General features: G+C 43.7%; 22 protein-coding genes. 8 read left to right on the plus strand and 14 right to left on the minus strand.

Annotated features, from left to right (window positions below; all coding sequences use genetic code 11):
• Nucleotides 1-64: 64 nt before the first annotated feature.
• Nucleotides 65-523: a MarR family winged helix-turn-helix transcriptional regulator gene (locus ACYVNW_RS11625; RefSeq protein ID WP_460680038.1), complete on the plus strand. Its 459-nt coding sequence runs from the start codon at nt 65-67 to the stop codon at nt 521-523.
• A 51-nt stretch (nt 524-574) separates the two neighbouring features.
• On the opposite strand, the gene ACYVNW_RS11630 is transcribed toward ACYVNW_RS11625, so the two are convergent.
• A complete protein-coding gene (locus tag ACYVNW_RS11630; protein ID WP_460680039.1) occupies nt 575-1,792 on the minus strand; it encodes an acyltransferase family protein in 1,218 nt (405 codons plus the stop codon).
• Nucleotides 1,793-2,105: 313 nt separating this feature from the next.
• On the opposite strand from ACYVNW_RS11630, the gene ACYVNW_RS11635 reads away from it, so the two are divergent.
• Both ACYVNW_RS11635 and ACYVNW_RS11640 read left to right on the plus strand, forming a co-directional pair.
• The gene (locus ACYVNW_RS11635) at nt 2,106-3,404 is read left to right on the plus strand and encodes a DEAD/DEAH box helicase (RefSeq protein ID WP_460680040.1); all 1,299 of its coding nucleotides are present in this window, start codon (nt 2,106-2,108) and stop codon (nt 3,402-3,404) included.
• Nucleotides 3,405-3,594: 190 nt separating this feature from the next.
• Nucleotides 3,595-3,909 carry an FtsB family cell division protein gene (locus ACYVNW_RS11640; RefSeq protein ID WP_460681012.1) on the plus strand — a complete coding sequence of 105 codons (315 nt, stop codon included), beginning with the start codon at nt 3,595-3,597 and terminating at the stop codon, nt 3,907-3,909.
• A gap of 634 nt (nt 3,910-4,543) precedes the next feature.
• Here ACYVNW_RS11640 and ACYVNW_RS11645 read toward each other — a convergent pair.
• From ACYVNW_RS11645 to ACYVNW_RS11660, 4 genes are read right to left on the minus strand one after another with little or no spacing between them, the layout of a single operon-like run.
• Nucleotides 4,544-5,065, minus strand: a complete 522-nt coding sequence (locus ACYVNW_RS11645) for an ATP-binding protein (RefSeq protein ID WP_460680041.1) — start codon at nt 5,063-5,065, stop codon at nt 4,544-4,546.
• A gap of 19 nt (nt 5,066-5,084) precedes the next feature.
• Nucleotides 5,085-5,423, minus strand: a complete 339-nt coding sequence (locus ACYVNW_RS11650) for an STAS domain-containing protein (protein WP_460680042.1) — start codon at nt 5,421-5,423, stop codon at nt 5,085-5,087.
• On the minus strand, nt 5,420-6,559 hold the full coding sequence (locus tag ACYVNW_RS11655) for a SpoIIE family protein phosphatase (protein WP_460680043.1): 1,140 nt from the start codon (nt 6,557-6,559) through the stop codon (nt 5,420-5,422). The genes ACYVNW_RS11650 and ACYVNW_RS11655 overlap by 4 nt, the downstream gene beginning before the upstream one ends.
• A 1-nt stretch (nt 6,560) precedes the next feature.
• Nucleotides 6,561-7,127, minus strand: coding sequence for a hypothetical protein (locus ACYVNW_RS11660; protein WP_460680044.1), 567 nt, complete (start codon nt 7,125-7,127; stop codon nt 6,561-6,563).
• Between the two features lie 36 nt (nt 7,128-7,163).
• Between ACYVNW_RS11660 and ACYVNW_RS11665 the strand changes: the two genes are divergently transcribed.
• From ACYVNW_RS11665 to ACYVNW_RS11675, 3 genes are read left to right on the plus strand one after another with little or no spacing between them, the layout of a single operon-like run.
• Entirely contained in the window at nt 7,164-8,084 is a 921-nt protein-coding gene (locus tag ACYVNW_RS11665; protein WP_460680045.1) for a glycosyltransferase family 2 protein, read from the plus strand.
• Nucleotides 8,081-9,253, plus strand: a complete 1,173-nt coding sequence (locus ACYVNW_RS11670; protein WP_460680046.1) for a glycosyltransferase family 2 protein — start codon at nt 8,081-8,083, stop codon at nt 9,251-9,253. The genes ACYVNW_RS11665 and ACYVNW_RS11670 overlap by 4 nt, the downstream gene beginning before the upstream one ends.
• A 37-nt stretch (nt 9,254-9,290) precedes the next feature.
• Nucleotides 9,291-9,905, plus strand: a complete 615-nt coding sequence (locus ACYVNW_RS11675) for an acyltransferase (protein WP_460680047.1) — start codon at nt 9,291-9,293, stop codon at nt 9,903-9,905.
• 19 nt (nt 9,906-9,924) lie between these two features.
• On the opposite strand, the gene ACYVNW_RS11680 is transcribed toward ACYVNW_RS11675, so the two are convergent.
• The 8 genes from ACYVNW_RS11680 to ACYVNW_RS11715 all read right to left on the minus strand — a co-directional run bounded on the left by ACYVNW_RS11680 (nt 9,925) and on the right by ACYVNW_RS11715 (nt 18,138).
• Entirely contained in the window at nt 9,925-10,776 is an 852-nt protein-coding gene (locus ACYVNW_RS11680) for an NAD-dependent epimerase/dehydratase family protein (protein WP_460680048.1), read from the minus strand.
• Between the two features lie 21 nt (nt 10,777-10,797).
• Nucleotides 10,798-11,451 (minus strand): DedA family protein, encoded by a 654-nt coding sequence (locus ACYVNW_RS11685; RefSeq protein ID WP_460680049.1) that lies wholly within the window; start codon nt 11,449-11,451, stop codon nt 10,798-10,800.
• 49 nt (nt 11,452-11,500) lie between these two features.
• Nucleotides 11,501-12,280: a DUF4397 domain-containing protein gene (locus tag ACYVNW_RS11690; protein ID WP_460680050.1), complete on the minus strand. Its 780-nt coding sequence runs from the start codon at nt 12,278-12,280 to the stop codon at nt 11,501-11,503.
• 12 nt (nt 12,281-12,292) lie between these two features.
• Nucleotides 12,293-13,000, minus strand: a complete 708-nt coding sequence (locus ACYVNW_RS11695) for a DUF4397 domain-containing protein (protein ID WP_460680051.1) — start codon at nt 12,998-13,000, stop codon at nt 12,293-12,295.
• A gap of 108 nt (nt 13,001-13,108) precedes the next feature.
• Nucleotides 13,109-14,233, minus strand: coding sequence for a DNA polymerase III subunit beta (dnaN, locus tag ACYVNW_RS11700; protein ID WP_460680052.1), 1,125 nt, complete (start codon nt 14,231-14,233; stop codon nt 13,109-13,111).
• 34 nt (nt 14,234-14,267) lie between these two features.
• Nucleotides 14,268-16,664: a gliding motility-associated ABC transporter substrate-binding protein GldG gene (gldG, locus tag ACYVNW_RS11705; protein WP_460680053.1), complete on the minus strand. Its 2,397-nt coding sequence runs from the start codon at nt 16,662-16,664 to the stop codon at nt 14,268-14,270.
• A 144-nt stretch (nt 16,665-16,808) separates the two neighbouring features.
• A complete protein-coding gene (locus ACYVNW_RS11710) occupies nt 16,809-17,372 on the minus strand; it encodes an outer membrane beta-barrel protein (RefSeq protein ID WP_460680054.1) in 564 nt (187 codons plus the stop codon).
• A 61-nt stretch (nt 17,373-17,433) separates the two neighbouring features.
• A complete protein-coding gene (locus ACYVNW_RS11715; RefSeq protein WP_460680055.1) occupies nt 17,434-18,138 on the minus strand; it encodes an ATP-binding cassette domain-containing protein in 705 nt (234 codons plus the stop codon).
• Between the two features lie 121 nt (nt 18,139-18,259).
• On the opposite strand from ACYVNW_RS11715, the gene ACYVNW_RS11720 reads away from it, so the two are divergent.
• Both ACYVNW_RS11720 and ACYVNW_RS11725 read left to right on the plus strand, forming a co-directional pair.
• On the plus strand, nt 18,260-19,684 hold the full coding sequence (locus tag ACYVNW_RS11720) for a serine hydrolase domain-containing protein (RefSeq protein WP_460680056.1): 1,425 nt from the start codon (nt 18,260-18,262) through the stop codon (nt 19,682-19,684).
• Between the two features lie 804 nt (nt 19,685-20,488).
• On the plus strand, nt 20,489-21,967 hold the full coding sequence (locus ACYVNW_RS11725; RefSeq protein ID WP_460680057.1) for a glycine--tRNA ligase: 1,479 nt from the start codon (nt 20,489-20,491) through the stop codon (nt 21,965-21,967).
• Between the two features lie 73 nt (nt 21,968-22,040).
• On the opposite strand, the gene ACYVNW_RS11730 is transcribed toward ACYVNW_RS11725, so the two are convergent.
• Nucleotides 22,041-22,769, minus strand: coding sequence for a hypothetical protein (locus ACYVNW_RS11730; RefSeq protein WP_460680058.1), 729 nt, complete (start codon nt 22,767-22,769; stop codon nt 22,041-22,043).
• Between the last annotated feature and the right edge of the window lie 6 nt (nt 22,770-22,775).

Here is a 22,775-nt window from a genome sequence, read left to right on the forward strand (position 1 = left end):
ATACAATTAGAATGGCCCTGTACATTATGGGACGATATTTGCTGTAATTGCTATGGAGATGGACATGAAAATAACAGAGCCTAAAATTCCGCTGATTAAACTGGTGTACATGCTGAAACGCGCCACCGAAGACTGGGCCGATAAGCAGCTCTGCTGCGGTGCGCAATGCTTTAATAATGCGCACCTGCCCATGTTTATGAGTATAGGCACGCAGGGTATCTCCAACAATGCACTGGCTTCAAAGCTTAACGTTACTAAACAGGCAGCCAGTAAGGTGATTAAATTATTGGAGGCCGACGGATTGGTAAAAAGCGAAAAAAGCCCTACTGATGCACGCAGTGTAATGTTATACCTTACGCCCAACGGCATGCAGTTGTTTGAGCATTTGAAAAGCCAGGTTACCTACCTGGAAACCAAATATCAGGAATTGGTAGGCTCAGAAAACTACGCTATTGCACTTGAAGTAATGTCGAAACTGGTAGAGTTTCATGATGCCAATAAGTGCCCGGGTACCGGGGATTGATTAACTTTGATAGCATACACTATAGTTTAGCTATGCGTTGCAGATAGCCATTTATGGTGCCGGGCTTGCTATTGCAGCCTGCTCAACCTGCGCCACACTCTTCTTTTTACCTAATTTCATGAATGGCCGTTCGCAACAGATAAAAAATAAATAAGCCAACGGAATAATTACCACCAAACTCAGCGCTAACAAGAGCAAGGCAGAGTTGTATCTGCTTAAATGTAATGGTGCAATTATATACTGACTAAGCACTTGCAGTATAGGGGCATGTATGAGATAAATGCTGTAAGCAAAGCTCCCGAAAAACACCAGCGGTTGCCATGAAAGTGCATTTTTCAGCCACTTAACACTACCTGAAGAATTTGTATAAATACTTGAACAAAATATAAGCGCACAGCAGCAGCACAATCCAAAGGCAATAGGAATCCATTGATAAACAAAACTGTCAGCGTCTGCATGGGTGGTAGCTACCAGTTTCCTGGCCATAAAGAACACGATTACTGACAGAAAGAGCAACAATCCTCCGAGCAAGTATTTGCCTTTTATGCCCCTGCGGTTAGATGAATCTGTTATCTCTGCAGCAAACATCCCCATACAAAACAACACTATATAGGGGCTTACTCCCGGAGAAGGCACATCAATATTGCTGTAATATTGATGTGCATAGCCTAATACCAAGTAACCGGCATAAGAACCTGCCAAAGCAACCAGAATGGTAACAAAAGGCCCTGTTTTACGCCATAAATAAATAAGTACCGGAAACAGAATATAGATGCGGCACTCCACTGAAACAGACCAAAATGAATGGTTGATCTGATAGATTTCATTAATGAAAAAATCATGAATTAGCAGCAAGTGAGTTAACAGGCCATTAAAAGTAATTGGAATACTGATATCCCAATGGGTACCTGTTTTTTGCCCTACCAAAAACACAATCAGAATTGCGGATAATGTCATAGCCAAATAATACGGTGGCAAAATTCTGATAATGCGGCGTTTATAAAACAACCAGTTCCCTCCCTTTAGCTGTAGATTATTATAAATTACAGGCCGCATGAGGCAAAATCCGGAAAGCACAATAAAAAGATTAACAGCAAACTGACCAAAGAAAAAAGCACTGATACCGGCTTTCTTTATACCAGTAAGGTCAAACACATTAAAATCATAATATTGCAAAACCGCATGGTGCAACATTACATAGATGGCTGCTAAACCCCTTAAAGTATCTATGTACAATAAATTTTGTTGAGCGCCGACAGCTTTTTGCATTGTAGAATATTTGGTACTGATAATTTCCTATAGCAACAGCCGAATAGTATTCATTAACGTTTTCGAAGCGGCGCTTATACAGGAAAGCACAATCTGAATTGATTTTTTATTTGATTGATTGCTAAAATGTGAATATAACTTAAGGTTTCAAATTTACTGCGCTTTTTTGTTAAAAAGCCTTCTATTACCTACATACACTATTTTAACTGTTAAGTCCGGCATTTTCTTATGACATTCAACTGCCAAAAATAACTGTACCTTTGTGTATATGTTATGAGCAACAGTACAGTTGCTTGCAACACAATACCAATACATGTTATTTAAAGAGTTAAATTTAATAGCGCCCATTTTAAAAGCGCTCGAAACCGAAGGATATACCAATCCTACCCCTATACAAGAGAAATCAATCCCCCTTATATTACAGCAGAAAGATTTATTAGGTTGTGCCCAAACCGGCACTGGTAAAACGGCTGCATTTTCCATTCCGCTATTGCAGCTGATGTATCAGCAACGCAGCCAGCACAAAGAGCCCAAAGCCATTAAAGCGCTGATTTTAACGCCTACCCGTGAGCTGGCTATCCAGATTGATGAAAGCCTGGAAGCTTATGGTAAACACACTGGCTTAAAGCACCTGGTAATTTTCGGCGGCGTATCGCAAAACCCACAAACCGATGCTTTGAAAAGAGGCGTGGATATTTTAGTAGCTACGCCAGGCCGGTTGATCGATTTGGTTAATCAAGGCTACATCCACTTAAACCAGGTTAAGTTTTTGGTACTGGATGAAGCCGACCGTATGCTGGATATGGGTTTTGTGCACGATGTGAAACGCATTATTGCCAAACTGCCTTCCAAACGCCAAACTTTATTCTTTTCGGCTACCATGCCTAAAGAAATTCAGCAACTGGCCGATACCATTTTGCACGAACCAGCTTATGTTGAAGTAACTCCGGTGTCATCTACTGCCGATACCATTCAGCAATGCGTGTATATGGTGAACCGCGAAAACAAAAAGGCACTGTTGGCACATGTGTTAGAAGATGATACCATTGCTACAGCGCTGGTGTTTACACGTACCAAGCACGGTGCCGATAAAGTGGTAAAAGATTTAGCCAAAGTAGGTGTTACTGCCGAAGCTATACACGGCAATAAATCACAAAATGCCAGACAGCGTGCGCTTACTAATTTTAAAAACCGCACTACCCGCGTATTGGTAGCCACTGATATTGCCGCCCGCGGTATTGATATTGATGAATTAACCCATGTCATCAATTTTGAATTACCTAACGTGCCCGAAACATATGTACACCGTATTGGCCGCACCGGCCGGGCAGGAGCTAATGGCATTGCGCTATCTTTTTGCGATGATGAAGAAAAAGACTTCCTGAAAGATATTGAAAAGCTTATTGCCCGTAAAGTACCGGTAAACGATGCGCATCCTTACCCGATGAAGCAGCTGAGCCAGACCGAACGCTTGCGCGAAGAGTTAAAGAAGAATCCGCAGCATCGCAACACACCATCCAGCAGTCAGCGAAATCAGCAGCGCCGCAAACAACAAAACAGCCGCCGGCCTGCCGGAAAAACAGGCCACAGAAGCAGCAAGAGCAACGCTTAAGTTTCGGTTTAAAAAATTTGTAAAAGCCATTTTTCTGATGCTTGAAACGAGCTTAAGAAAGATGGCTTTATAGTAATCATTCGGTTGGGCAATTATAAAATCTGCCTTATACTTTATTGCTTTTTCTTCATATTTGCATCCCTCAAAACTTTCAGTTAATTTTAAGATGAAATTACCCCTGCGCCCTGACATGAAACGTTTGATTGATTTGCTCAAAAATAAGTTCTTTTTAGTCACCTTGGTATTCATTGCTTGGATGCTATTTTTTGATAAAAATGATTTGTTTTCGCAGTATGAGTACCGTCAGCAACTCAGCAAACTGGAACAGGAACGCGATTTTTATCTAAAGGAAACCGCCCAGGTTTCTAAAGAACTGGATGAACTCTCCTCCAACCGCGCCAAACTTGAAAAATTTGCCCGCGAGAAATACCTGATGAAAAAGGATAACGAGGATGTATTTGTAATTGTTAAAGAGAAGAAAGAAGAAAAGAAATCGTTGTTTTAAAGGTGTCTTTTTAGCCTCTATCCGCTATATGGTTTTGTGCTGTGCTGATTGGCAGTTTACTTTTTGCTTGATCAAAAAGTAACAAAAAATCAAGGCAGAAACAATCCTTCCCCCACACGATGCCAACGCATGGCCCGGGCGGTTTCTGCCAGCCCACCACGCCTGGGCGAAGAGGCATTCCCTCAAGCACGTCATTGCGAGGAACGAAGCAATCTCTCTGTTCAATGCCTTTACTCGACGTATAGAGATGGCGCCCGTTCCTCGCAATGACGGTGGGATAATATGTGTACGTTGTTTGTTCCTTCTTAATCTCTGTTTCTTGGCTCTTTGCTCTTGACTCTCCTTTTCTCCCTGTCAGCCCCTCAGCTTTGGGCGAAAGGCGGGCAGCACTGATGGCTTTGTGTGGTGGAGAGAGGCCTTTTAGTGTTTGCACTGGCAACGGGCAAAGTACAAGCCGCACATACGCAAACACTAAACAGCCTGTAGTGCTGACTGCCTTTGCAGCCAAGGCCCCGTGCGGCAAAAAGCCTTACGGGGCTGTACTTTATTTTCGTTGTTGTTCTTTTGTATCAAGACAAAAGAACAACAACGAAAATAAAGCACAGACAAGAACTAACCGTTAACACCACAATGTTCAAAACCCCTTCCTCACTACAAACACATTCTCTCCCTCCTTATACTCATACCCAAACTCATCAGCTACTTTAGCAATAATTAATAAACCAAAGTGCTCAGGTAATTGATGATAATCAGGTATGCTAACATTCCAATCATGTTTTGTACAGGTAAAACTTATTCGCTGAGGTGCGGTTAATGAGGCGTGTAAGGCATGTAAGGCATCATGAGTGATACAGGTGGTATCTCCCGGTTTACACAGCTGTGGGTGCTGTAACAAAGCCATTGCGCGTCCGCTATCTTTTTTTACAAAGCAGATACTATTTTTCTCTATCTCTATGCGCAGACAGGTAACCTGACCGCCGGAATGCTTAATTCCATTGGTGAGCAACTCCGTTAACACGACCTTGGCTTCAAATAATAGCTGCTCGGTAGCGGCATCGGGCAAAATTATATGTTGCCGAATGTACTGCAGCATTTGCTGCAACAAAGGCACAAACCGGTGCTCGCCGGCCGCTAACTTAAACTCCTGTAATGGCATAATTACTGCAATCGACTCATTAAGACAGCGACTGAACAGCCTCAGGTAAGGTATTATAAATTTTAAATACTTTATCCAGCCTAATGAGCGCCATCAGGTTATGTACGTCTTTATGCAGATCAGTCAACAACACTTCTTTTTTCAAGCTGATGGCATGTTTCAACACGGCTACCAATGCGCCTAAAAAAGAACTATCTACATACTCCACCTGCTTTAAATCAATAATCAGATTATTTTGATAGCGGTTAAGCAGATCAATCAGTTGTTGTTTGAGGCTCTCAGAATTATTTAAGCTGGCTTCGGTTACATCTATGTTGGCCACTATGTAATTGGCATGCTGGTCTATCAGGTTTATCATGTTCGTTCAATATGTATAATACTGCTGTCATCCACCTGCTGGCTTACCGACAGGTTGAACAATGTATTTTTAAGTTCAGTAAATGATATGCGCTGCTGTAGTAAAGGATGCAGGCGCTGGGCAAAAAGTTGGTAGTCTGTCTTTTTACCTTCGTTATCTGCAAAATCAATTAGTCCATCGGTAAAAAGCAGCAGGCGGTCGCCAATTTGCAGTTCAATCTGCTGCTCATCATAACCACCATCAGCAAACAGGCCCAGCAACAGGCCTGATGAACGTATTTGCTGCAATTCGGCAGTATTGGCTTCATATTTCAGCAAAGGCAAATCGCCGGCACCTGAGTAACTAACGAGGCCTGTCTGCCTGTCGAGCATCAACAGGGCGGTACTGGCCATCATATCTTTTAGCACTTCATCCTCACAAATCACCGCATTCACTTTTTGCAGAATACTGGCGGTAGAATAATCCTGGTTAAATACGCCAAACCGGATGGCCGCCCGCAGATAGCTTAGAAAACTGAAGGTAAAAAACCAGGCTGTCCATTTTTTACCCATAATGTCACCCAATACAATAAAGGTGTAACGGTTCTCTACTTCAACAAAATCGATAAAATCTCCCCCGGGGATATCCTGATAAGAACGGTGCCAGAAATCCAATGAAAAACCCTCTGCCGTGGGAGCTTTGGCCGGAACCGAACGTACATTTAATGCTTCGGCAGCCCGCTTTAGCTCCTGCGCCGATAACTGGCGCTGGGTTTCAACGGTATGCAGCAGATTGTTAATCTTGGTAATAATTACATTAACGGGCGTATTTTTTAAAATATAATCTGCCGCCTGCATACCCAAACCTTTAATCATTACATCCTGGTCGGTATCATAAGTAAGAAATACAAAGGGGATATCTTTTAACGTATCATCACTCAATACGTGCTGCCTGAACTCCAGCCCGTTCATTTCGGGCATCTGATAATCAGATAAAATTAAATCGGGCTTGTGGCCAGCCAGATAGGCTATAGCTTCGGTGGCCGACTCGCAAGTATAGCACCGGAGCCCGGCCTTTTGAATGGCATGGCATAACACTTTTAAAAACAGGGGATTATCATCCACCAATAACACATGCCTTACCAAAGCTTCTGCCATATTATTTCTTCAGGCCCGAAGGTTGTATCAGGGCTCTGATAAACAAATATATGCCGGTAAATACAATCAGCAAAGAAATTAAGTCCATCAATGTCACCCCATCTTCGCGGTTAAAGTAAAAAATGGTAAACATTTCAAAATAAGGAGGCGCGGGCATTACAATCATGGCAAAGCCCAGGGCAATTAAAATGATGCCGATAGCCCCGCTAACCAGTCGCTTCATCTGCTTGGCCAGCAAATATTTGCGCGAATCTTTACTATTTACTTCGTGGGCAGAAAGCAGCATGCTAAATTCATCCAGCAGTGCGTCCCGGGAGGTCATTTCATCCGGATTAAAATCGCGGAAGGCTTCAATAGATTCTGTGCGACTTACTGATTTCTCAACCGCAGTATTAAAGCGTTGCTTAAATTCACGGGCTTTTACACTATCAATATCACTTATAGAAAGCAGATTGAGCAGTTCATCCAATTTTTGGTCAATAGCCGTATTACTTTGGGCAATATGCTCAAAACTGTTTAAGTCTTTTTTTATATTATCTTTAATATCCAATTTAATTGATATTTTCATCAAACCATTTGCACACCGTTACCGTAAGCAAGCATAATGAGCAAGGTTTCAATCATTACGATAAATTTCAACCAAAGTTTCGTTACTGAGCAACTTTTAAATTCAATAGCCGCCACCAATACGTATACCGATATTGAAATTATTGTGGTAGATAATGCCAGCAAGATCAATAGCATACCCGAGTGGAAGAACAAGTATCCTGATATTAAGTTTATCCGCTCCGAAAAGAACCTGGGGTTTGCCGGCGGCAATAACCTGGGCATTGCAGCGGCTACCGGCAATTACCTGTTTTTGGTAAATAATGATACCGAGTTTACCCCCGGTTTGGTACAAACGCTGGTAAATGTATTAGACACTCATAACAACGTAGGTGCAGTATCGCCCAAAATTAACTACTTCGATCAGCCCGATACGTTGCAATATGTTGGCTATACGCCCATGAATTATTATACCGCCCGTAATTATTGCATTGGGCAGTTTGAAAAGGATAACGGGCAATATGACCAGCCCGCCCATGCCACCGGTTTTGCCCATGGCGCGGCTATGATGGTGAAGCGTGAAGCCATTGATAAAGCCGGACTGATGGCCGAGCACTTCTTTTTATATTATGAAGAAATGGACTGGTGCGACCATATTAAGCGTGCCGGTTACGAAATATGGGTAGAGCCTGCTGCCAAAATTTATCATAAAGAATCCATGTCGGTAGGTAAAGCCAGCGGATTGAAGGAATATTTTATGAATCGCAACCGCATACTATTCATCCGCCGCAATGCACCGCTGGCAGCCAAGCTGTTTTTTTACCCTTACTTTCTTTTGTTGGTAGCGCCCCGAAACATTATCAGCTATATGCGCAAAGGCTATAAAGGTTTTACCGGCCTGCTGCTCAAAGCTATTGGCTGGAATTTTACGCATAACCAAAACAGCACCGATTTAGGATACCCGATACAAACACTATGACCCTGTTACTCTGGATAAGTCTTTTTATTGTTTTTTATGCCTTCTTTGGTTATGGCATTTTAATGTTTTTGATTATTAAAATTAAACGGGCACTGCGTGGCAAACCGGTAATTCCTGTAGTAAGCGACAATGAACTTCCCGAATGTACATTAGTAGTAGCTGCCTATAATGAGGAAGCGTTTATTACTGAAAAAATACAAAACAGTTTAGCCCTAAATTACCCGGCAAGTAAACTCAAATTAATTTTCATTACAGATGGGTCATCTGACCGTACGCCTGATATTATTGCACAATACCCGCAGATCCAGTTGATGCATTCGGCAGCACGGAGCGGTAAAATTGCGGCGGTGCATCGGGCCATGACGCAGGTAAACACCGAAATTGTAGTGTTTACTGATGCCAATACCTTTTTAAATGCTGATTCCATGCGCAATATTTGTCGCCACTATGCTAACCCTAAGGTGGGTGCTGTAGCCGGCGAAAAGCGGGTACAGGTAGAAGAAACAGCCGATGCCACTGCAGGTGAAGGTTTCTACTGGAAATACGAATCGAAGCTAAAAACCTGGGATTCGGAATTGTATTCGGTAGTAGGCGCCGCAGGCGAACTGTTCAGCATTCGTACGGCACTGTACCAGCCCGTACCACCAGATACAATTCTGGATGATTTTATGATTTCATTGCTGGTGGCCGAGGATGGCTACCGGGTAATTTATGAGCCCGAAGCTTATGCCTCAGAAACCTCATCGGCCAATGTAAAAGAAGAGTTAAAGCGAAAAATACGTATAGCAGCTGGCGGTATTCAATCCATTGTACGCCTGAAAGGTTTGCTTAATCCGTTTAAAATACCGGTACTTACCTTTGAATACATCAGCCACCGCGTACTGCGCTGGACGGTTGTACCCTTTTTAATGATACTGGCATTAATTCTTAACATTATTATTGTTACCCAAGGCAACGCTGCGCTTATTTATCAGTTACTATTGGTAGCCCAGGTTGGGTTTTATTTAGCTTCGTTAGCCGGCTGGCTGCTAGAAACCCGGCAGATGAAAATAAAGCTGCTCTTTATACCGTATTATTTTTGCATGATGAATTATGCCGTAGTACGTGGAATATTCCGTTACATGGCCGGTAGCCAGAGCGCGGTTTGGGAAAAAGCCAAGCGTAAATAAAGCCTGCTGTTTATTTTAAATTAACTTTAGTTACCTGATGTCAGTAAAAGATACCATAAAAAATAACCCAAAAATCAAAAAGCTGGTGCACCGCATGCTCATTCCCAAAGGGGAAGCACGGCCGCGCGGCTGGGTGAAGTTACTGGTAAACCCTTTTATTCATAAAGCTGGTAAAGGCGCTACTGTACGCAGCCGAACCCGTATGGATGTGTTGCCTTTCAACAAATTTGAGCTGGGCGAAAGATCGGTAATTGAAGATTTTTGTACCGTAAATAATGGTGTGGGCGATGTTATCATCGGCAGCAATACGCTGATTGGGATGAGCAATGTTATCATCGGCCCCATCACCATTGGCAATAATGTAATACTGGCGCAAAATATTGTAGCCAGTGGCCTGAACCATGAATATCGTGACATTAACACCCCAATACTTGAACAGCCCATTCTAACCGCACCAATTGTAATTGAAGATGATTGCTGGATAGCCGCCAACTCGGTAATCACCGCCGGGGTAACCATTGGCAAGCACAGTGTAGTGGCTGCCGGGGCTGTAGTTACCAAGAGTATTCCGCCTTATTCGGTAGCCGTAGGCAACCCTGCCAAGGTGATTAAAAAATATGATTTCGAGCAGCAGGATTGGGTAAGGGTATAACTGCGGATTATACTGCTTCTTATTTTTTATACTGATTTAATAAGTGCTCAAATGTATAGCGGGGCTGATAATTTAGTATCTGCTCTGCTTTATCACAACAGTAAACACGATCTATACTATCGGGCAATGACCAATTATTGCGCCGATAAATATCTAAAGCTTCAGGGAAATATTTAGCAATTACTGAAGGTGCATTGTGTTTCAAATCAGTTACATCTTCTTGCCGGAAAGGTGAACCACTGGAGATATTAAAAATTTCAAATTTTTCGAAATTGTGCATCAGGGCTAACCCCAACGCCTCTGCACCGTCACGCTCATCAAGTCCCCGGTACATCCGATGGGTTAATTTAAGGTGATCCGGCTCAGGCAAGAAACGCCCTACCCTATATACTGTAGCCTGGATGTGCTCCTTTTCAAAAAAGTCGCGGCACAATTCCTCGCAGGCTTGCTTAGTAATGTCATAAATGTCCCGGGGCTGTACAGGCAAGTTCTCATCTACCCAAACGGCTTTACGGCTATCAACTAAATATTTCCCGTAAATTGAAGTTGTACTGGTAAACAAAAATTTGCCAACACCATTGGCTACACATGCATTCAATAAATTTAAAGTGCCTTTGATGTTTGTATCCACAAAGTCCTCCCTGGGACATTGCAAATCCATGTGCCTGCCATGCAAGGCCGCAGTATGTATAACAGCCTCCATGTTTTGGGTAACCTCAAGCATCCGGCTCTTACTTCTTACGTCAGCAAGCAGGTGCGTAGTTTCACTGCTTGTAAGGTCTATACCTGTTACCTCATGGCCGAAACTTTTTAAAAGATGAACGGTAACACTACCCAACCTGCCAGATGAACCAGTTACCAAGATTTTCATCTTACAAAAAAATAAGGTTTTTTACGCTGCCCGACGATTACTAAAGCGCTGTTTTAAAGCAATATATATAGGTGGCAGTATAGACACCAGAATGATTCCTAAAGCAATGAGCGAAAAGTTCTTTTTAAAGAAGAGGATATTACCCAGCAGGTAACCAGCAGCCAGAAACAGTACAATCCACAGCAGGCCGCCCACAATATTATAGATACTGTAACGGATAAAACTCATGCGCCCCACCCCGGCCACAAATGGAGCCACCGTGCGAATGATGGGCATAAAGCGGCTTAAAATCACCGCTGTGGCACCATACTTATTAAAAAACTCCTGGGTTTTATTGTAATACTCCAGCTTCAATATTTTATTCTCCGGTTTAAACACCCTCGCCCCTAAAAAATGCCCTAAGGTGTAATTTAGGGTATTACCTAAAAAAGCCGCCGCCACAAGGATAATCCCCAGCAGATAAATATCTAAGCCGGTTTGCCCGCCTGCAATTAAGGCCCCGGCAGCAAACAGCAATGAATCGCCAGGCAAAAATGGAGTAACTACAAACCCGGTTTCAGCAAAAATGATAGCAAAGAGAATGAGGTAAGTCCAGCCCTGGTATTGGCTGATAATTTCGCTCAGGTGCTTATCAATATGAAGTATAAAATCAATAACGTGGTGCAGCAGTTCCAAAGTGTGGTGATTTAAGCCTCAAAAATAAAAATACATTTGGTATACCTGCTTACTTATTCACAATAACCCCTGCACCCAGGGCTGCTGTGTCTGTGCGCCCGGTAATGCCGCGACTATATAAGGTATACAGCCGTCCATCTTGCACTCTTACACCCGTTTGAGCAAAGAGCACATTGGTGTTCGTATTTACATTACGCCCTGCATATACAAACTTAAAATCGTAAGTACCGGCTGGTAGCTCAACATAATCTGTCACTTTCAACGATCCTACGTTGGAAAAAGCTTTGGTTCCGTTGGCATACACATCATAACTTGGCGAACCTATGGGCAGGCGCAATGAACCGTTTACATAGCGAATCTTCCCACGTCCTAAAGCTGGGGTAGCGGTGCTATCCAACGTTAAAATAGCGCCCAGCGTACCATCGGTTAACAGCCCGGTCAGAAACAGCGTGTATCGCTTTAATGATTGCAGCTTAGTTGTATCAAGGGTAACAAAAATAGAGTCGCCGGGGCGGGTGGAGCGCAATTGCAAGGGCCCGTCTGAAGAGCGTATGCCAAAGTAAGCTGAAGGCGCATTGTAACCATACGAGGCATAAGTTTGCAAACCCACCAGATTGGTAGTGGTATTGGTTTGGTTTTGCCGCTGGTTATTGATCCATAACTGTACCGGATATGCATCCGGACTTAAATTGTTAATAGTCAGCAGTACGTTTGAACCTATAGTACCGCCATTGCTTTCCTTTTTGCATGACACCAGAAAAGCATTAATTAACAACACTACCAAAGGCAATGCAAATAAATAAGAAAGGTTAAATTTGCGGTTACTCATATCAAACAAATCTTAATCGTCATGGCGGCCTATACTCACCGTGTTATTGGCTGAATCGCGTGCAAATATGGTATACTTCTTACCGGTTTCAAATTCAAACGTCTGACTTGTATAAGCAGGCGTGGTACCATTTGCCTTATACAGCTTAACTACCATACTTACAGGGCTGGCCGCAGGAGTAATTGACTGACTGTGTACACTTTGATATTTTACATTATTCAATTGCAGCACATTATCATTAAGCGTAACGCGTAATGGGCCAGAAACGGGTGCTGCGTGCACAAAGCGGATTGACACTTTACCGGCATCAACATTAGCAGTAGTATCGGGCACTAAAAAGGTAGTAGTAGTTTTTGTAGTCCCTCCTACAAATAACGAATACTGCTTGCCACTGTCTAAAGTTAGCACCCGTGCAGATAAAGTATCATTACGGGCTATATCCTGTCCGGTAGTTAACACATCGTATGGAGTTTTAAAAGCAAAACGCTGCTGGTTAGCCAGTACCTCAAGAGAATTTGAGGCCCCACCTACACCAATATTAGCTGAATTGCTTAAACGTGTACCGTTTTGATATACGTTAAATATATAATCGGTTGCATTATACACCCGCAAGCTGGCTTTATCAGGGGCGATGTAAATATCACCATCCTGCTTTTTGCACCCGCCTGCAATTAAGCCTAGCGCCAACAAAAACAATAAGTATTGATAATGAAACTTCATGGCTATATGCAGCTATAACTGAATAATTTGGCGTTTGTTATCCCGTTAATTAAAAAGTCCGGCTATTTGCATACCCGGACTTACGTTTTTCTATTACTGAGTTTATAATTAGGCGTAGCTATTCAACATTACCGGCATCACCAGCATTAATACGTCCTCACTGTCATCACCTCCCTGCGGCAGCAACAATCCGGCACGGTTAGGGGTCGACATATGCAGTGATACTTCCTCGCTGCCCAAATTTTTCAGCATTTCAATCAGGAAACGGGCATTGAAGCCAATTTCCAAATCTTCGCCTTCGTACTGGCAGCTCAGGCGCTCGTGCGCTTCATTGGCAAAGTCAATATCTTCTGATGAAATATTCAGTTCGTTACCACTGATTTTCAAACGCACCTGGTGGGTAGTTTTATTGGCGTAAATAGCCACACGACTCAGGGTACTTAAAAACGACTGGCGATCAATAGTTAACTGGTTAGGATTGTTTTGCGGAATTACAGCTTCGTAATCAGGGTAACGCTCATCAATCAGGCGGCACACCAAATTGATGTTACCAAACTTGAAGAAAGCGCTGGTATTGTTATATTCAACCGACACATTCACATCCTCGGCCGGTAAAGCTGATTTCAACAGATTTAATGCCTTTTTAGGCAGAATAAAAGAGGCATTGCTGGCGGCACGTGCATCGGTGCGGCGGTAGCGTACCAATTTATGCGCATCGGTAGATACGAAAGTTAGCGCATTGGTTGACAGTTGGCAGTAAACCCCTGTCATGGCCGGGCGCAGTTCATCGTTGCTAACCGCGAAGATGGTTTTGTTAATAGCCTCGGCCAATACCGATGCCGGCAGGTTAACTGAAGAGGCATTCTCTACCGTCGGGATTTTAGGGAAATCTTCACCGTTCTCACCGCTCAGTTTATACTTACCATCACCGGCGCTTATTTCCACACCGAAGGTACGGTCATCAACCGAAAAGCTTACCGGCTGTTCAGGCAATGATTTCAGGGTATCCAGTAAAATGCGTGAAGGAATAGCAATGCGGCCGTTTTGCTGTGCTTCTACCGGTAAAGAGGTAGTCATGCTGGTTTGCAAATCAGTGGCCGATATCTTTAAATTACCATCAGTAATTTCGAACAAAAAGTTTTCCAGTATAGGCAATACTGTGCTGTTGCTTAACGCACCGCTTACCGATTGTAATTGCTTCAGTAATGTGGATGTAGAAACAATGAAATTCATAATCTATAATTGATTAACCCAAAAGTATTAAAAATTAACGGGCATACTTTCTTTTGCGCTGGTAATGTTGAAAAATCGCCCAAATTGTTAATAGTACTAAAGGCAACACGGTATTTACCAATTGCCAATATGTTTTTTCGCTGCGAATGCGCGCCCTATCCAGCAGCCGCAGTTTAATTTCTTTATTGCGCAGGCCAATCAGGCCGCTGTCGTCGGTCAGGTAATCGGCCATGTTCAACAGCAGGTTTTTGTTGCCATAGGTTTGCTGCGAGTAGCGGTTATAGCCCAATGGGAAAGGAGAACCGTCTTGCCCTACCTGGTTTTTCAGCACATCACCATCACTAATTACTATCATTTTGGCAGGTTTGCTAATGTTAGCCACAGGGCCATTATAACCAGCACCTATAGGTACAGGCCGGTTCATAAAGGCCGATTTAAATTTACCTTCCAGCAATACCGCAACCGGCTTGGGCGCACTTTGAAATTTACGCGGATCGGGTTCCTGCTCCAGTGCTTGTAACGATAAGGGGTATGGGGCCGAGAAAACTTTGTTATAAGGCGATGAGGCCAGCAATACTGTTTTACGCACATTCTTAATGGCCAAGGTATCGATAGTGCCGGCAAACTCACTGTATATACCATCAAGGTTGCGTACTATCGGGTGCTTGGTTACGGGCATAAACACCGGGTAAAATAACCAGGGCAGCAGTTGTATTTGTGCCTGCCCACCTACATTACCGGTAGCTACCGGTATTTGGGCACAGTTCATATCGGCTATCAGGTTATAATTGAGGCGCACACCGTAGGTAAACAACTGGTCATCCAGGTTCAGCTGCTTCGGGAAGCTCAACTGCTCCCCGCCGTGGCCGCGCAAGCTATCCAGTTCGGCATTTACCTGGTCAATGGTCCACAATATGCTGCCGCCATGCATCAAATATTGATCTATCTTGAACTTCTCGGCCTCGTTAAAAGCAGTATCAGGTTTAGGGATAACCAATAATTTGAGCCGATTCAGCCCGTCAAGCGAAATACTGTTTAAGTTAACCCTGCCCACCCGGTAACCGTCTGATAATGATTTCAGGGCATCGTTGAGCTGAACATCATTAAGTTCATGATGCCCTTCGGTGAAACCTACCAACGGTTTACCGGCACCGGTTACTTTTTTAATAGCCGAAGTAAAAGCATACTCCAGGTTCTCAATCGAGTTATTCAGCACCTCATCGGGCGAAAGGCCAATGCGGTTCTGCAGCAAGCGTACCGGCACCTCATTCTCCCCCGACTTTACCAGCGCTGCCGGAAATATCAATTTCTGCGATACACCATCATCGGTTTTTACACTGAAATTAGTAGCCTCCACCCCATGCCGCTGCAAACTATCCAACACTGCATTTTGCTGATCCTGCGGCACATCTTTCATAGGGTCTACAAATTCATATTGCAATTTGCGGTGACTGTAAGCCTGCAACTCGTTCAGCATATCGCGAGTAGCGCCTTGCAGCCTTTTCATGCCCCCCGGAAAGCCATTACCCTGCAGGTATACAATAATTTTTACTGGCTGCGGCAGCTGCTCTTCAATATTGCGGCTGATTTGCGTTAGGGTAAAGCGCTTATCTGCAGTGAAATCAATACGTAACAAAACAAACGAGGAGAGTACAGCAAACACCAGCAAACCGGCTGCATACTCGTAAAACCGGCTTTGTTTAACTGACGACTGCCGTTGCAGCGTAAGCACCAGCAAGGTAAGCAGCAGGAAACCCCAACTGAGTACTAGGAAATAAGCCAGATCGCGCATATCCAGCACACCACGACTAATTGATTCATAGTGCTGGGTGATGCCTAAAGCCTGCAGGTTGAGTTCTTGCAGGGAGAGCAATTGGCTCAAAGCATCAAACCCGGCATAAAAAAAGTAGCATACAAATACCGCAATGGTGAACGCTATAATTTGATTTTTGCTGATGGCCGAGGTAAAAATACCAATAGCAGTAAAGCCGGCACCTAATAAAAATAAACCGATATACGAACCAATAACAGCCCCTGTATCTATATTGCCCTGTGGGATGCCCAGCGTATATACCGAGTAATAATAAATGAGTGTGGGCAATAAGGCAAACAACACCAAAGCCAGGCAGGCTAAATACTTGCCCCATATAATTTGCCAGTTGGTTAAAGGCCGTGTAGCCAGCAATTCCATAGTACCCTCACGCCGCTCTTCGGCTACCGAGCGCATGGTAATGGCCGGAATAAGGAACATGAACAGGTAAGGGGCAATATTAAATAAGCTATCTAACCCGGCATAGCCATTGGTAAGAATACTGGTATCAGGAAACACCCACAGAAATAAGCCCAGCACCAGCAGGAATACACCAATGGTAATATATGCCACCAGTGAACTAAGGTAGGCTGCTATTTCTTTTTTAAATATGCTAAACATGTTATTAATGCTAAACGCCGGCTTACTGTTTTAGTTACTCCCTTGGTATGAATATAATGCGAAATTGTACTTTTCCTACCCAATAAAAAAGGCCGGTGATAATTTTCGCCCGACCGTTTATATGAAATCTTATTCTAAAGTTTGTTATAACCGTACCCGGTTGAATTTATAAGCCAAACGCAGTACTAAATTATTAATGTTATCAGCGCCTTTAATCCAGCTTTCGTACCTGAACCCAATATCTACCGCATTTCTGGCAGCCGTAGTTAAAGAAACACCTACACCCGGCGCATAAGCAAAATACCTGCCGGGGCGATAACTGCTTACACTGTTAGATATACCGGCTTCACCCTCAGCATAAAAAACAGAGCCGGCATAATATTTTAACCCCAACTTTACCGGAATGTAAGCTACATTAGGGTTACGGTAGCTGCTCTGATAAGTACCACTTCCGGTGTATTGTAAATAGTCTACCTTTTTACCAAAGTAATTGAAGTATCCTGCAGTGAAGGTAGCATGCAATCCTGATTGGGAAAACGGCACTTCCAGTTTAAAACTCCCACCGGCACCCAGATCATATCGCTGGCTTTCCGGTCTGCCAATGGGCAAACCCACTTCCGGGCCAATGCTGATTTTTACAGGATTCTTTTGAGCAAAACTCATGCTGACGGACAGACAAAATAAAGCAGCTAAAAATATTCGTTTCATTGTTACAGGTTTAAGTATGAGTGGTTAAATAGCGTATTAATTAAATATACGCATGTTGTTTTTAATAAGTTAGTTTGATAAATATCTTTTCCAGGTTGGGTTCCTGATATTTTGCGGTAAGAGCCGGCAGACTGTCATCAGCTACAATTCTCCCTTTGTTAATAATAATCACCTGGTTACACACGGCTTCTACTTCCTGCATAATGTGGGTGGAAAGAATTACGGTTTTGGTTTTCCCTAATTCAATAATGAGCTGCCGGATACCCACTAGTTGGTTAGGGTCGAGACCGGAGGTAGGTTCATCCAACACAAGCACCTCAGGGTTATGCAGTATAGCCTGGGCTAGCCCGACCCGCTGCCGGTAACCTTTGGAGAGCTGACCAATCAGTTTATGCTGCTCGGGGCCAAGCCCGGTTTGTTCTATTACTTCAGCAATACGTTTTTGCGGCTCCGGCAACCGGTGCAAGCCAGCTACAAAATTCAAAGCCTCTTTTACATACATATCGGTATACAAGGGGTTGCTCTCGGGCAGATAACCGATATGCCGACGCACTTCTAAAGATTGTGTGCTTACATCAAATCCATTTACCGTAGCCGTACCCGAAGTTTGCGGAATAAAGCCGGTCAGTATTTTCATGGTGGTAGATTTACCCGCACCGTTAGGCCCTAAAAACCCTAGTACGCCCTTCCCTGCCGTAAAGCTAATCCCGTCTACTGCCCGCTGCTGCCCGTATACTTTAGTCAGGTTTTCTACCTTGATACTCATATGGCTTCAAAAATAAAGATTTCGGGCGGAAGTAAATAACACATATTCGAAGGCTGGCTGTAACCTGATGCTCAGTTTTGTCATCTTATAGTGTAAATTTACCATCAGAACTTTACACCTCATGTTCAAAAACACAATCTGTTCCTTTTTCGCTACAGCTTTAACGGCTGCTTTCCCTTGTATAAGCCGGGCTCAAACTACGCCGCTCGAGAAAAAAACCGACACCGTAGCCCGGCAGGTGATGCGATTAATGAACGCCCATCAAACCGACAGCTTATATATACTCGCCGGTGAGCACTTTAAAATGCAGTTTGATGCTGCCACCTTCAAAAAGGTTTGCGACAACGGATTATATACCCTCACCCCGTTACCGCAGGCGGTGTTTGTGAGCAGCAAAAACGGCGTAAACAAATACAAGCTGAATGAATTGCAATTTCTTGTTAGCCTGGATAAGCAAAACAAGTATGAGGTACTGGCGGTACAGGGATACCAGGAAGATGCGCAAAAGACGACGAAAGCATTAACCGACAACCCACTGAAAACCCATTTAGACAGCTTGGTTGATGAAGCGGCATCAGCTTACATACAGACTAAAGGCAATGTTGGGGTAAGCATAGCCGTATATGCCAAAGGCACCGACCATTATTATAACTACGGCGAAACGAAATTGAATAACAACCAGCTGCCGAACCGCAATACATTGTATGATATTGGCTCCATTACCAAAACGTTTACCTCCACCTTGTTGGCAATGGCCGTAAACAGCGGTAAAGTAACTTTTAAAACCCCCATCGTCCAACTGTTGCCCGATTCGGTAGCTGCCAATCCAGCCTTAAAAAGCATCACATTAATGCAGCTGGCCAACCACACTTCCGGCCTGCCACGCATGGCAAGTAACATGGACGAGGCAGTGCTTAACTCTGGTCAGCCTTATGCAGATTATGATGTACCTCAGTTGTTTGCTTATCTGAAAAGTTTTAAACCCACACACCAACCCGGAACACAATACGAATACAGTAATTTAGGCGCCGCTTTGTTAGGTGTATTGCTGGAACGCATTTACCATCAGCCTTATGCGCAATTAGTAAACACTTATATTATTAAACCCACCGGCATGACTTCAACCGGCATGAACATCAGCACCCCAAATACCAGCCGCATAGCACAGGGATATGACGAGGCCCTGAAGCCTGTAGCGCCTTGGTATTTTAAAGCGTTTCAATCTGCCGGCGGCTTAAAAAGCTCAGCTGCCGATATGTTGCGCTATGCCAAACTGCAACTGCAAACCGGAACCACAACATTAAATAAAGCCGTTCAGCTTACCCATCAAACTACTTATCAGGATGGTCAGCAAATAGTTGGTTTGGGCTGGCATTATTTAGGCAAAACATCCAAAGTATTACAACACTCTGGTGGCACCGGCGGCTACCGTTCACTTACCGCTGCCGATTTAGAGCATAACATGGCCGTGGTAGTACTTACTAATAATGCCACTAGTGGTGATGCATTAGGAATTAAGTTGATACAGGCTTTGAGAAAGGATTGATTTTTTATTGCTGCTACGCGCTTGTTTGGTTAGTGCTATGCTTTCGTTAGTGTTCTTTTGTCTTGATACAAAAGAACCAAAAACTTAGCGTAGCGGTCTCATGAGCGATAGCGAATAAATCAAGTACAGCCCCGTAAGGCTTTTTTGCCGCACAAGGCCTTGGCTGCAAAGGCTGGCAGCACCACAGGCTGTTTAGTGTTTGCGTATGAACAGGCTGTACTTTGCCCGTTGGCAGTGCAAACACTAAAAGGCCTTTTCCCTCCGCGCAAGGCCAACGAGTGCTGCCCGCCTTTCGCCCAAAGCTGAGGGGCTGACAGAGGAAGGAGAGTCAAGAGTCAAGAACCAAGAAGTAGGGATTAAGAAGGAACAAGCAGCACACACATCACCATCACGTCATTGCGAGGTACGAAGCAATCTCTATAAGCTTGAAGAGGTTAAACGCAGAGAGATGGCGCCCGTTCCTCGCAATGACGTGGTGGATAATAAAGTGTCATAAAGCATTCTGCTCATTCTTAAATTCTATACATTCTGATTCAAATAATTACACCCACTGCACACCTATACCCTCAACCTGTGGCCTTGGCTTTTTCGGCCACCACTACAGTTGCCTACTTACTACCCACCTCAAAGAAAAAGACGCAGCCACGAGTTTTCTTTTTGGTTCTTTTTCTTTTGCGGAAAAAGAAAAAGAACATCCACTAACACTTCATAACTGGCAACCCTTTCCTAACGAAGCATAATTACGTTCCCAACTCCCACATCCCTCTTCACAACTTCCTGACAAATACCTACATTTGCCAAGTTATGAGCAAAACGACTGACGAACAGTTTAAAAACGTGGTGGCCCATGCCAAAGAGTATGGCTTTGTGTTTCCTTCGAGCGAAATTTATGATGGTTTAAGCGCGGTGTATGACTACGGTCAGAATGGTGCCGAACTGAAAAATAACATTAAAACCTACTGGTGGAAGGCCATGGTGCAGATGAATGAAAACATCGTCGGCATTGATTCGGCTATTTTTATGCACCCCAAAATTTGGGAGGCCAGCGGCCACGTTGGCGGCTTTAACGACCCCATGATTGACAACAAGGATTCGAAAAAGCGTTACCGTGCCGATCAGTTGATTGAAGACAAAATTGCCAAGTACGATGAAGAAGGCTTAACCGATCAGGCAGAAGCTTTGCAAACGGCAATGGACAACGCCCTGAAAAGCGACGACCTGAACAGCTTGCGCGATTTAATATTGGAACATGACATTAAAGATCCGGTTAGTGGTACCGCCAACTGGACCGAAGTTCGTCAGTTCAACCTGATGTTCAGTACTCAAATGGGCGCCATGGCTGAGAATGCAGATGTAGTTTATCTTCGTCCCGAAACCGCCCAAGGTATCTTTGTAAATTACCTGAACGTACAGAAATCGGGCCGGATGAAAATTCCGTTTGGTATTGCACAAATAGGTAAGGCTTTCCGTAACGAGGTAATTGCCCGCCAGTTCATTATCCGCATGCGCGAGTTTGAGCAAATGGAGATGCAATTTTTTGTACGCCCCGGTACCGAAATGCAATGGTACGAGCACTGGAAGCAAGCGCGCCTTAACTGGCACTTAGCCCTGGGCACCGATACTGCCAAATACCGTTACCACGATCATACTAAGCTGGCACACTACGCCAATGCCGCCGTAGATATCGAGTACGATTTTCCGTTTGGCTTCAAAGAAGTGGAAGGTATACACAGCCGTACCGATTTCGATTTAAGCCAGCACCAAAAGTTCTCGGGTAAAAAGATGCAGTACTTTGACCCAGAACTGGGTGAAGACGGCAAGCCATACGGCAACTATATCCCTTACGTGATTGAAACCTCTATTGGTTTAGACCGTATGTTCCTGCTCACGCTGATTAACGCTTACGAGGAAGAAGACCTGAGCACACCTGAAAAGCAGGACAGCCGTACCGTATTGCGCCTGCACCCTTGTTTGGCCCCGGTAAAAGCTGCCATTTTCCCGTTAACCAAAAAAGACGGTTTACCTGAAAAAGCACGCGAGATTATGGCTAACTTAAAAACCGACTTCAACCTACAATATGAGGAAAAAGATGCCATCGGCAAGCGTTACCGCCGCCAGGATGCTATTGGTACGCCTTTCTGTATCACGGTTGACCACCAAACTTTAGAAGACAATACCGTTACCATACGCCACCGCGATACCATGGCCCAGGAACGTGTTCCGGCCGACCAGCTGGACCGCATTATTGGCGATTTGGTGAGCTGGAAAAATGTGTTGAAGTAAAACTGCTTCTATATTAAAATATAAAAGCCGCTGTCATATCTACAGCGGCTTTTATGTTGAGGTTTGAATCTGATTATAACTTCGAATCTGCTTTCTTTACCATTTTAGGCATATCTTTTTGTAAATCAACCATCAGTTCTTCTAAAGCGCTTTCGCACATAGGTAATATCTTTTCGGGCGTTAATACCGGCACACCCGCAATCAAAGGACTACCACCTTTTGATTTAGCATCTTCTTTCACAGAAAATACTTTATCTCCCGCTTTATTGAACAGTGTAATACTAGCGTGCGCATTTACTTTAACTACGCCCATACCGCCAAAACCTATTTTAACCAAGTCAAAATCAATATATACTTTTAATATACCATCAGCCTGATTAAATATTTTAAGCATATTATCCTCATTGCCATGACCTGCCAGCGGTAATAATATTTTGTATCCTGGATAAGGCATGATAACTGTTTCTGCACTTACACCGGCAATGCTACCAAGGCCAGCTGGAGTAAACGCTTTATAAGCTTCATTGTTAATTATTTGATCTTCAGGAAGTAACTGGAACGGAAAGTCCTTAGCGTAAGAGTTAAAAAATTGATCATGAAATTTTTGCAGCAAAGGATTCATATTGAAATTGGGATCCTCGCTTAATTTTGTCATGGAAGCTATAACTGCGCCAGAGCCAAATTCCTGAACACCAATCGCTTTATTGATGTAAAAAGTAACTACAGCCACCTTCTTCTGGGCATAACTGCTTGTCGAAATTAAAATAAAAAACAGAACGCTAAATAGTAAGTTTTTTTTCATACTTAA

Source organism: Mucilaginibacter koreensis (assembly GCF_054783355.1).